Below are 12,118 nucleotides of genomic sequence, written 5' to 3' on the forward strand. Positions count from 1 at the left end.
AAAAGGAGACGAGTTATGAGAGGTATGCGAAGTATATTATTATTAGTTTCTGTTTTGTTATGCTTTTCTTTAAATAGTGCATCGGCTAAAAGATATATGATGTCTATTCATACTGCGTCTCCTTTACATATGCAGCGGCAACATTTTGGTAAAATGAAAGTGAGTTTCTTAAAAGTAGGGCAAGGTGATGCAACACTTATTACATTGCCAAATGGACAAACGATGTTAATTGATGGGGGACCTTATGAAGCCGGTGAGGTTATTATCCAAAAACTAATGGAAAAAGGGATTAACCATTTAGATGCTATCGTCAGTACTCATCCTGATATGGATCACATTGGAGGGCTCATTCCGATTGTAGAGCAAATGCCGGTTTCACTTATATTAGATAGTGGAAAAACATATAGTTCTTTTACTTATCACACGTATCGGAATCATATTAAAAAAAGAGGAATTCCTTTCGTTTCAGTAAAAGAGGGACAATACATACCGCTAGATCCGCATGTGTCCATACAAGTATTAAACAATGGGAAATCAAAAGATGAAAATAATGAATCTTCAATTGTGTTAAAGGTACGATACGGAAAAGCGGATTTTTTACTAATGGGTGATGCTGATGTGCGGACGGAAACTGAAATATTAAAGCAATTTGATGTACATGCAGATGTGTTAAAGGTGGGACATCACGGCTCATATACTTCAACAAGTGAAATGTTTATAAAGAAGGTAGAACCACAGTTCGCGATTCTTTCATATGGGAGCAGAAATCCGTATGGACATCCGCATCAGAGTGTAGTGAGACGATTAAAACGACATGGTATAATGATATATGGAACAAATAAACGTACAATAGAAATGGAAACAGACGGCGAGCATATTACAATAGGCTCTAGTGGATTAATGCCATTACTTAAGTGAGTAATATGATAGGGAGTATTCTCCCTTTTTGGAAAAGTGAATAACATATATTATAATTGCAAGAGACGCACCAAATTTCCTTTTTGTTAAACAAAGAGGAAATTTCATTAGAATGTATAGACAACTACTCGTGCATATATTAAGATGGAATTAGGCGAATAAGGTAATAATAACAAGTAGGTATTTCATGGGAAAGGATCGATGAAAATGAAAACGCAAGTTGTCATCAATGCCAAAATTTATACAGGTCAAGAAGTAGTGGAAAACGGATTTATTCGTTACGCAGAAACAATTAAAGAAATTGGTTTGATGGCTCAATATGTATCACAAGAAGATGAAACTGTTTTAGATGCGGCAGGAAAAATTGTGATTCCAGGTATGATTGATGTTCATATTCATGGTGGATACGATATTGATGCGATGGATGCAAATAGCGATGGGTTAGTAACTCTAGGGAAAGAAATGTTAAAAGAAGGAGTTACAACTTACTTCCCAACAACAATGACACAAGCTCCAGAAGCAATTGAAGCAGCACTACATGCTGCGAAGGAAGCGAAAGAAAAAGGAGCACATTTCGAATATATTCACTTAGAAGGACCGTATGTTTCAAAAAAACGTGCAGGTGCACAACCACTTGAACATATTGTTCCTGCGAATATTGAACAATTTAAACAATGGCAGGAAGCAAGCGGGAATCTAATTAAATTAGTAACATATGCACCTGAAGAAGAAGGTGCGTTAGAGTTTGAGCAGTATCTTGCTGAAACTGGTGTTGTTGGCACAATGGGGCATACAGATGCAATTGATGCGCAACTAAAAAATAGAAACATTACACATGCAACGCACTTATACAATCAAATGCGTGGATTACATCACCGTGAACCAGGAGTTGTTGGTCATGTGTTATTAAATCCAGATGTAATGGTTGAAGTAATTACAGATGGTATTCACATTCACCCTGATATGGTGAAATTAGCATATAAATTAAAAGGACCGAAAAAAGTAAGTGTTATTACTGACGCAATGCGTGCAAAAGGTCTTGAAGATGGATTATATGAGCTTGGCGGACAGCCAGTACATGTAAAAGATGGTAGTGCTCGATTAGAAGATGGAACGTTAGCTGGTAGTATTTTAAAAATGGATCAAGCTTTCCGAAATGTAATTGAATTTACAGGTTGTTCAATCGAAGATGCAGTACTGATGACATCAGTGAACCAAGCAGAAGAGTTTGGATTAAATAATAAAGGTGCATTAGCGGTAGGAAAAGATGCAGACTTTGTTGTGATGAATGAAGATTTACATGTATATGATACGGTGCGTTTAGGAATTCATATGAAGGAAGGGAAGTAATTAAATGAATATTCTTGTTGTAAAAACTCCAGAAGAACTAGCAGAAGCAGGTTATAAATTAATTGAAGAAGTTGTAAAAACAAAAGAAAATCCAACATTAGGAATGGCTACAGGAAGCTCTCCATTAGGTATTTATGCAGAAATGCGAAAAAATAAACTTGATACAAGCCGTGTAACCACTGTAAACTTAGATGAGTACGTAAATTTACCACATGAAGATAAAAACAGCTATCACTATTTCATGCAAGAACAGTTGTTTGATCATCTTCCATTTAAACAAACTTATGTACCAAACGGGATGGCAAGTGATTTAGAGGAAGAGTGCAAACGTTACGAGGGCATTCTAGCTGCTAACCCAGTTGACCTACAGATTCTTGGAATCGGTGAAAACGGTCACATCGGATTTAACGAACCAGGAACACCGTTTAATTCTCCAACAAACATTGTTGAATTAACAGAATCTACACGCCAAGCAAACCTTCGCTTCTTCGAAAAAGAAGAAGATGTGCCAACTCATGCGATTACAATGGGAATCGGAAGCATTATGAAAGCGAAACAAATTCTACTTGTTGCTATGGGTTCTAAAAAGGCAGAAGCTCTTAAAGAATTATTGCAAGGTGCATATAGTGAAGCGTGTCCTGCTACAGTTTTACAACGTCATCCGAATGTAACCGTAATCGCTGATCAAGAAGCTCTATCTTTATGCAGTGAGGCGATTGCTGATGAACATCGACAAGTATTCACCATTTCCGATCTATTATCAGATTCAAGAGTGGGTGAAACAGCTAATTGAGGACGGCGAATGGAAGCCGGGAGATAAAATCCCATCTGAGAATGAACTTTGCGATAAGTTCGAAGTGAGTCGTATGACAATCAGACAGGCGATTAATAATTTAGTGGAACAAGGTTATTTATATCGGAAACGTGGAATCGGTACGTTTGTCCAACTTCCGAAAGTGGAACAAAAGTTGCAAGGAATGACGGGATTCACAGAAGATATGATTTCTCGTGGGATGAACCCAAGTAGTCAATTACTTAGTTTCCGCCTAGTTCCAGCTACTGCGAAAATAGCAGACCGGTTGAGAATACAGGAGGGAGAGTCGGTTTATGAAGTGAGACGTATTCGTTTAGCTGATGATGAACCGATTGCTTTTGAGACGACATATTTGTCGCCAGCTCTTGTAAAAGATATTAACGAAGAAATATTGCAACAATCTTTATATGAACATTTAGAGAAAAAACTGGGCTTTAAACTTGTTAGCGCTACTCAATCAATTGAAGCTTCAATTGCAACGGATAATGAAGCTGAACATCTGCATATTCCTAAAAAGGCGCCTGTACTTGTAATGCGCCAGTGGTCATATTCAGAAGGTGAAGTGCCGTTAGAGTATGTGAAATGTATTTATCGCGGGGATCGTTATAAGTTTATTACAAACATCGCACGTAATAAATAATATATTTCAGTTTGTGAAGTACAGTGAAGTGTAAATTGTTTAACATGTAAAGAAATAAAAATACGACTCATCCTTACAAGGAGTGAGTCGTATTTTTATTATGAGCAATTACGTGGTTAACAGCGTCTTTAACCTTATTTACTACATAGTGAGCGTGTTCTTTTACTGCTTCATCTGCTTGAGACATAGCAAAACTGTGAGGAGTTAAAGAAAACATTGGAATATCATTATAAGAATCCCCTATGCAAGCAATTTCCTCTGGTTGTATTTGAAACTCTTTTAATAAAATAGAAATAGCAGAACCTTTACTAATATTAGGTGGCATTACATCTAAACATTGTTCTGCTGAAATGAAGGTACTAACTTTTTCGTGGAATTTTTCATCAATTTTTTTCTGAAGGAGTTGTAAGCTTTCCTTTGTTCCACCGACAGAGATTTTATTTGGGAAAATTGTATCGTCAATTTTCTGTAATAGATGAGGTTCTTCAACAGAAGTCATCGTTATTTGTTGTTCCAGCTCATGAATAAACGGTGTTTTCTCTTCAATGTAATAATTATGCTCATCACTTACATAACGAAAATAAGGATCTTCATTTGTCATTGCTAACAGATCAGGTAGAATACTCGAATCGAATGTTGCGGATAATAGTTGCTTGTTTTCGTGTGTGTACACGAAAACACCATTTACACTAATACGATGGAAATTTGTATTTACAGCTTTCATTAAGCTTGCAATTTCATTATCAAGTCGGCCAGAAGCGAAACAAAGAATAACATTTTGCTCAGCAAGACTACGAAGTGCTACAATATCCTGTTCGTCAATGAAACCTCCATGTTGCATCATTGTACCATCGATATCACTTACAAACATTTTAATCATATTGCGGTCTCCTTTCTATGTACAGTTGCTCTTACATTATACGCATCATATATAAACATGTCTAAAAAATGAATTTTTATGAAATGGTAGATGTTTTACATTGACGACAAAGAAGGATGTTCTGTAACATAAAAGCAGGCTATTTAAGTACGAGGGTGGTGTTATATGAGTAATTATCTAGAAATTAAAAAAGTTTTAAATAATAATGTCATCATTGCTAGCCATCCTGAACACGAGGAAGTAGTAGTGATTGGTAAAGGAATTGGATTTGGAAAAAAAGCGAAAGATGTATTGGAGCAAGAACAAATTGAAAAAATGTTTGTTTTAAAAAATGAACGTGATCGTGAACAATACAAACTGTTAGTGCCGCATGTGAGTGAAAAATTAATTGAATTAATGAATGATATTATGTTCTATATTCAAGAAAAAGCAAAATCACCATTGAATGAACATATTCATATCGCTTTAACAGATCATATTTCTTTTGCAATTAAGCGATTAAAACAAGGACTTACAATTGATAATCCTTTTTTAGTTGAAACGAAAATGCTCTATCCAGAAGAGTATGAAATTGCTGAAGGTGTTGTAGACCTTTTAAATTCTCGTTTGCAAATTACATTGCCAGAAGGAGAAATTGGTTTTATTGCACTCCATATTTACAGTGCACTTACAAATTCAGATTTATCTTCAGTTAATCAAAACTCCCGTCTCATTGCACAGCTTGTATCTTTAATTGAGACAAACTTACAAATTACATTAGACCAAGAAAGTATCCACTATTTACGCCTTATTCGTCATTTGCAATATGCTATTGAACGGGTGAAAAAAGGAGAGAAAGTAGAGGAATCACAAAGTTTTGCTGAGTTATTAAAGGCGGAATATCCTGTCTGTTATAATTTAGCTTGGAAGCTAGTTAAGGTCATGCAAACAGAATTGCAACTTCCTGTATATGAAGCAGAAAGTATATATTTAACGATGCACCTGCAGCGCTTAATGAAAGCAGAGCATGTGTAAAAAGACATATATTTTTGTCTAAAATGAAAACGTTAAAAAAAATCATTGAATCGCTTACAATAGTTATGTATAATAACTATTGCAAAGTTATACAATTTTCGACAAACACATTAAGGTAAGTAACGAAAACGTTTGCCGTAATTATAGTGAACTTATACGTAAAACTATTTTTGACACGTGTTACTGATTCGATCAGGCATGAGTGGAGAAAAGCAAGGAATGTAAGCTAGAGAAAGGGATATACTACCCTTTGTATAGCTATCGTTCTATCTTTTTTTCCTCATGCCTTTTTGGCGTTTGTCGGAAGGTATCAATATAGATAAGAGAGGAAGGGTTTCCATGTTTAAGAAGATCTTTGGTGTTCTTCAAAAAGTCGGAAAAGCGTTAATGCTTCCAGTAGCGATTTTACCGGCAGCAGGTATTTTACTTGGATTTGGTAATGCATTTCAAAATCCACAGTTAACAAATGTTATTCCTGCATTAAAAGCAGATTGGTTCGTAATGGTAGCAAAAATTATGGAACAATCTGGTGATATTATTTTCGCTAACCTTGCATTATTATTCGCAGTTGGGGTAGCAATTGGTTTAGCTGGTGGAGATGGAGTAGCTGGTTTGGCAGCATTCGTCGGCTACTTAATTATGAACAAAACGATGAGTGTGTTCTTAGAAGTAGATAAGCTAGTAAAAGTAACAAGTTCTGGAGCAGACCCAGTAAAAATTGGATTTGCAGATCCAGCATATGCAAACGTATTAGGAATTCCAACGCTACAAACTGGAGTGTTTGGTGGTATTATCGTCGGTATAGTAGCGGCATATTGCTACAATAAATACTTCAACATTGAATTACCATCATACTTAGGTTTCTTCGCAGGTAAGCGTTTCGTACCGATCGCAACTGCAACATTCTCTTTAGTAGTAGGTATTATCATGTGTTTCATTTGGCCATACATTCAAGGTGGCTTAAATACGTTCTCACATCAAATGATTGATGCAAATAGAACATTAGCGGCATTCATATTCGGTTTAATTGAACGTTCATTAATTCCATTTGGATTACATCACATTTTCTATTCACCGTTCTGGTTCGAATTCGGTCAGTACACAAATGCAGCTGGCGAATTAATCCGTGGTGACCAAAAAATCTTTATGGCACAGTTAAAAGACGGTGTAGAATTAACAGCAGGTACATTTACAACTGGTAAATATCCGTTCATGATGTTCGGTCTTCCAGCAGCAGCTTTAGCAATGTACCATGAAGCACGTCCAGAAAATAAAAAATTAGCAGCAGGTATTTTAGGTTCTGCTGCATTAACATCTTTCTTAACAGGTATTACAGAACCACTTGAATTTTCATTCTTATTCGTAGCACCAGTACTATTCGGAATTCATGCCGTATTCGCTGGTCTATCATTTATGACAATGCAAATTTTAGGTGTTAAAATTGGTATGACATTCTCTGGTGGTTTAATCGACTTTATGTTATTCGGTGTACTACCAGGCCGTACAGCATGGTGGTGGGTAATTATTGTTGGTCTTGTACTAGCTGTTATTTACTACTTCGGATTCCGCTTTGCAATCCGTAAATGGGATCTAAAAACACCTGGTCGTGAAGTAGCAAATGCTAATGACGGTGCAGGGAAAGCAGAAGCTGGTGAACTTCCTCGTGAAGTATTAGTAGCACTTGGTGGTAAAGAAAACATTGCTTCTTTAGACGCTTGTATTACTCGTTTACGTGTTCAAGTTAACGAACAAAAGAATGTAAACAAAGATCGCTTAAAAGAGCTTGGTGCAGCGGGTGTACTTGAAGTTGGAAATAACATTCAAGCTATTTTTGGACCGAAATCTGACACATTAAAATCACAAATTCATGATATTATGTCAGGTCGTACACCTCATGTTGAAAAAGAAGAGCCTGTAGAAGTAGAAGAAGCTCCTCAGCAAGTTGATGCAAACGAAACAATCGTTTCACCAATTGAAGGGAAAATCTTACCGATTACAGAAGTACCTGATCAAGTATTCTCAGGGAAAATGATGGGAGACGGATTTGCAATCGAGCCAACAGAAGGAACAGTAGTTTCTCCAGTTAACGGTGAGATCGTGAACGTATTCCCAACAAAGCATGCAATTGGTATTCAATCTGAAGGCGGAAAAGAAATTTTAATCCACTTTGGTATTGATACTGTAAAATTAAATGGTGAAGGTTTTGAAGCACTTGTAGCACAAGGCGACAAAGTGAAACAAGGACAACCATTATTAAAGGTAGATCTTGCATTTGTAAAAGAAAATGCACCATCTATCATTACACCAATTGTCTTTACGAATTTACAACAAGGGCAACAAGTCGAATTGAAAAAAGATGGAAATGTCAAGAAGGGCGAAAACGCTATTATTGACATTCAGTAGGAATTTGACGCAAAATGTTTATAATTATAATAGGCGATGTGGTTGACCGAACATCGCCTATTATATACAATAGATGATGTAGTACTCACGTCTATACAACTAAAAAATACTGTAATTTAAAGGAGATAAATTATCATGGAAAAAATCTTTAAAGTAACTAGCGACTCAGGAATTCATGCTCGTCCAGCAACTCTACTTGTAAACACTGCAAGCAAATTTGGTTCTGACATTAACTTAGAGTATAACGGAAAGAACGTTAACTTAAAATCAATCATGGGCGTTATGTCTTTAGGTATTCAACAAGGCGCAGAAATTAAAATCACTGCAAATGGTGATGATGCAGCTCAAGCACTAGCAGCTATCGAAGAAACTATGAAAAACGAAGGATTAGGAGAATAATGACTCTTAACATTCAAGGGATCGCTGCATCAAGTGGGATTGCTATTGCAAAGGCTTTCAGACTTGAAAATCCTGAATTTAACATTGAAAAGAAATCAATTACAAACGAAGCTGCAGAAATTGCACGCTTAGACGCTGCGCTTGAGAAAGCAAAAACTGAATTAGAAGCTATTAAGGACCACGCTTTTGCTGAGCTAGGTGCTGATAAAGCTGCGATCTTTGAAGCACATTTATTAGTGTTAAATGATCCAGAACTAGTAAACCCAGTAAAAGATAAAGTAAATAGTGAAAAAGTAAATGCTGAATTTGCAATGGATGAAGTTGCATCAATGTTTATTTCTATGTTTGAAAATATGGATAACGAATATATGAAAGAACGTGCTGCGGACATTCGTGACGTAACAAAACGTGTTCTTGCACATTTACTAGGAATTAACTTCTCAAATCCTGGTACAATTTCTGAAGAAGTAATCATCATTGCTGAAGATTTAACACCATCTGATACAGCTCAGTTAAACCGCAAATATGCAAAAGGTTTCACTACTGATATCGGTGGACGTACATCTCACTCTGCAATTATGGCTCGCTCTATGGAAATTCCGGCTGTTGTTGGTACGAAAGTTGTTATGGAGAAAATCCAAAACGGCAATATCGTAATCATCGATGGTTTAGATGGAGAAGTAATTGTAAATCCATCAGAAGAAACTCTTCGCTCGTTTGAAGAAAAGAAAGCGAAATTTGAAGAGCAAAAAGCTGAATGGGCAAAATTAAAAGACCAAGCTACTGTCACAAGTGATGGACATCACGTTGAGCTTGTTGCAAATATCGGAACACCAAATGATGTACAAGGTATTATCGATAATGGCGGAGAAGGCGTTGGTTTATACCGTACAGAATTCTTATACATGGGCCGTGACAATCTTCCAACAGAAGAAGAGCAGTTCGAAGCTTATAAAGCAGTTCTTGAAGGTGTAAAAGAAGGTCAACCTGTTGTTGTTCGTACACTTGACATCGGTGGAGATAAAGAACTTCCATACTTACATTTACCAAAAGAAATGAACCCATTCTTAGGATACCGTGCAATTCGCTTATGTCTTGATGAGCAAGATGTGTTCCGTACACAACTTCGTGCATTACTTCGTGCTAGCGTATACGGTAACTTAAAAATTATGTTCCCAATGATTGCAACTCTTGATGAGTTCCGTCAAGCGAAAGCGATCTTATTAGAAGAGAAAGCGAAACTTGTAGAAGCGGGTACAACTATTTCTGATTCTATTGAAGTTGGTATGATGGTTGAGATCCCAGCTTCAGCAGTATTAGCAGACCAATTTGCAAAAGAAGTTGATTTCTTCTCTATTGGAACAAATGACTTAATCCAATACACAATGGCTGCAGATCGTATGAACGAGCAAGTATCATACTTATACCAACCATATAACCCATCTATTTTACGTCTCGTAAAAATGGTTATCGATGCTGCTCATAAAGAAGGCAAATGGGCTGGTATGTGTGGTGAGATGGCGGGAGATTCACTTGCTATCCCATTATTATTAGGATTAGGTTTAGATGAGTTCAGTATGAGTGCAACATCTATTCTTCCTGCAAGAACACAACTAAGCAAGTTGTCAAAAGCAGAAATGGAAAGATTAGCAGAAAAAGCATTAACGATGTCAACTGCTGAAGAAGTTGTTGAACTAGTTAAAAGCATATAATCAATAAAAAACCTGAGTCGATTTGAAATCGGTCTCAGGTTTTTTCTATGAGAAAAGTGAATCTTATTTTCTTACTATAGAAGATAAGGAACAGAATTAGATAGCGATAGCAACGATATCAGTTGGGCATACACGTAAAATACCAGTAAAAGTATTGTTGTGACGGTTCTTATCATCTTTATTGTTATCTTTATGATCTTTGTCATGACGAGCTAAAGCAGAGAAAAGAGCAACACCGTTACAGAATCCTTCAAAAATTACATTGCGGAATGATTCGTGACCTCTAATGATTAAAAGAGAAAGTTCTGTTCCAACTGAAATGCTAGCAAGTACGTTACATACAGCTGGTTGTTGTGGTCTAACTACTTCTCTCTCTTTTTCACGATGGTTGTGCTCTCTTTCACGATGATGACAGTCTCTAAAGTTATCACAGCATCCAAATGATCCAAACATAATCCTCATCACCCCCTTCACACTTATAATCTATGTAAGTTCAGTAGTTGGTGATTGGACAGAGCGTGGAATTTTTCTAGGGGATTTTCTCATTTTAAAAGACTAGGTGGGTATTTAGTAAGGAATGATGTTTAAAATAGGGGAAGTATCACAAAAAAAATGTAAAGACCACCGGAATGAATGAAATAGGTAGCCTTTACACTTTTTTGCTTTTATATAAAACGATGATATATACAGGAAGAGCTAAGAGTAGTGGTAGAATGGATCGTGCAGTATGTTTTTCTGATTCTAATTGAAACGCTTCTTCTTTTGGAAATTGTAATACTGAAATGTTTGCAGCATCGCCAATAAAATATAGAAGCAGTACAGTTACTATGTAACATAAAAGTGCAATAAAGCTTCCGTATGAACTCAATGAAAATCCCTCTCTTGTTATCTATTTGTTATCATTGTATCATAATTGTAACAAAAACACACGGTTATATTTCGGTGTTTTAACAAAATTCGACACAAAACGCCATTTTTGTATATGGAAATAGCATAAAATTTACTATTTTTTTATGTATTGATGTCGAATAATACATTGTAATATTACGGATGTGTGACAGAACAGAACAGAAAAGAAACGAAGGTAATGAAATTACCTTCGTTTCTTTTCTGTTCTGTATTAACGGGCAGTAAGTCCCCTACTGATTAAAGTTATACTTTATTATTTTGCCCATTCACTCACTTGCTCTACGCTCATTCGTGGTGCAGGATGGCCTTTTAAAGTTGATTCACCAATTGTAATAAGCATAATTGGTACGTAACGAGATGAAACATTGAATTTTTCTGTAAGTGCTTGAGGGTTGAAACCACCAATAGCACAAGTATCCCAGCCAGTTGCTTTAGCTGCAAGCATAAGTTGCATTGCTGCTAAAGATGCATTTGAAAAAGCTGCATCTCTTGGGAATTGCTCACGAGCATATGCAGACTCAATATTTTTAGCTAAGCGCTCTTTTGCTTCTTCTTTCATAAATCCTTGTTCTACAATTGGACCATAAACTGGTTCAACGTTTTTATAAGCTTCTAAATCACCTAAAATAGCGACTACAGCAGAAGCATCAAGAATTTGTTGCTGGTTATAAGCAATTGGATGTAATCGTTTCTGTACATCTTGACCTTGGAATACAAGGAATTTCCAGTGCTGCAAGTTCCAAGCAGAAGGTGCTTGAGCAGCGCCCTTTAAAATCTCGTGTAACTCTGTAGATGAAATTTCTTTCTCTGGGTTGAATGCACGTGTAGATGTGCGTTCGTATAGAACATTAAAAAAGTTGTTGTTTGTCATTATATATCCTCCAAATTACATATTAAATTATGAAAAAATATATGTAATATATTCTACTTACATTTTGTAAGTTATCGAATTTAAGAATATAATATCTTTATTTTAATTGTCAAGTTTTAAAGAGGAAGCTAGGGCATTCATACAAACGATACAATTCCTATAATCATACACTAAAAAAGGAATTTATAGAGTAAAAAAGCGAAGAGAA

General features: G+C 36.1%; 12 protein-coding genes. 8 read left to right on the forward strand and 4 right to left on the reverse strand.

The annotated features are described in order from the left end of the window. Positions 1–15 precede the first annotated feature (15 nt). The 4 genes from CO726_RS01785 to phnF all read left to right on the forward strand — a co-directional run bounded on the left by CO726_RS01785 (position 16) and on the right by phnF (position 3,722). Positions 16–918, forward strand: coding sequence for a ComEC/Rec2 family competence protein (locus CO726_RS01785; RefSeq protein ID WP_099683118.1), 903 nt, complete (start codon positions 16–18; stop codon positions 916–918). 207 nt (positions 919–1,125) lie between these two features. Then, positions 1,126–2,268 (forward strand): N-acetylglucosamine-6-phosphate deacetylase, encoded by a 1,143-nt coding sequence (gene nagA / locus CO726_RS01790; RefSeq protein WP_098758655.1) that lies wholly within the window; start codon positions 1,126–1,128, stop codon positions 2,266–2,268. A 4-nt stretch (positions 2,269–2,272) separates the two neighbouring features. After that, entirely contained in the window at positions 2,273–3,061 is a 789-nt protein-coding gene (gene nagB / locus CO726_RS01795) for a glucosamine-6-phosphate deaminase (RefSeq protein ID WP_098758582.1), read from the forward strand. After that, entirely contained in the window at positions 2,991–3,722 is a 732-nt protein-coding gene (gene phnF / locus CO726_RS01800) for a phosphonate metabolism transcriptional regulator PhnF (RefSeq protein ID WP_002194085.1), read from the forward strand. Before nagB ends, phnF begins: the two co-directional genes overlap by 71 nt. A 73-nt stretch (positions 3,723–3,795) precedes the next feature. On the opposite strand, the gene CO726_RS01805 is transcribed toward phnF, so the two are convergent. Beyond that, positions 3,796–4,602, reverse strand: coding sequence for an HAD family hydrolase (locus CO726_RS01805; RefSeq protein ID WP_099683119.1), 807 nt, complete (start codon positions 4,600–4,602; stop codon positions 3,796–3,798). 165 nt (positions 4,603–4,767) lie between these two features. On the opposite strand from CO726_RS01805, the gene glcT reads away from it, so the two are divergent. From glcT to ptsP, 4 genes are all read left to right on the forward strand, one after another. Beyond that, a complete protein-coding gene (gene glcT, locus CO726_RS01810; RefSeq protein WP_099683120.1) occupies positions 4,768–5,616 on the forward strand; it encodes a glucose PTS transporter transcription antiterminator GlcT in 849 nt (282 codons plus the stop codon). A gap of 339 nt (positions 5,617–5,955) precedes the next feature. Next, positions 5,956–8,019, forward strand: coding sequence for a PTS glucose transporter subunit IIABC (gene ptsG, locus CO726_RS01815; protein WP_099683121.1), 2,064 nt, complete (start codon positions 5,956–5,958; stop codon positions 8,017–8,019). A 135-nt stretch (positions 8,020–8,154) separates the two neighbouring features. Continuing rightward, complete coding sequence (gene ptsH / locus CO726_RS01820) at positions 8,155–8,418, forward strand: phosphocarrier protein HPr (protein ID WP_000411079.1); 264 nt, start codon at positions 8,155–8,157, stop codon at positions 8,416–8,418. Then, on the forward strand, positions 8,418–10,130 hold the full coding sequence (gene ptsP, locus CO726_RS01825) for a phosphoenolpyruvate--protein phosphotransferase (protein WP_099683122.1): 1,713 nt from the start codon (positions 8,418–8,420) through the stop codon (positions 10,128–10,130). The genes ptsH and ptsP overlap by 1 nt, the downstream gene beginning before the upstream one ends. Positions 10,131–10,226: 96 nt before the next feature. Here the strand turns inward: ptsP and CO726_RS01830 are convergent, their stop codons facing one another. The 3 genes from CO726_RS01830 to CO726_RS01840 form a co-directional block, all read right to left on the reverse strand. Beyond that, positions 10,227–10,583 carry a DUF3915 domain-containing protein gene (locus CO726_RS01830; RefSeq protein ID WP_099683123.1) on the reverse strand — a complete coding sequence of 119 codons (357 nt, stop codon included), beginning with the start codon at positions 10,581–10,583 and terminating at the stop codon, positions 10,227–10,229. 196 nt (positions 10,584–10,779) lie between these two features. Beyond that, positions 10,780–10,998, reverse strand: a complete 219-nt coding sequence (locus tag CO726_RS01835; protein WP_099683124.1) for a hypothetical protein — start codon at positions 10,996–10,998, stop codon at positions 10,780–10,782. Positions 10,999–11,292: 294 nt separating this feature from the next. Then, positions 11,293–11,910, reverse strand: coding sequence for a nitroreductase family protein (locus CO726_RS01840; RefSeq protein WP_099683125.1), 618 nt, complete (start codon positions 11,908–11,910; stop codon positions 11,293–11,295). Positions 11,911–12,118: the final 208 nt, after the last annotated feature.

The sequence above is a fragment of the Bacillus fungorum genome, from assembly GCF_002746455.1.
Lineage (GTDB): Bacteria > Bacillota > Bacilli > Bacillales > Bacillaceae_G > Bacillus_A > Bacillus_A fungorum.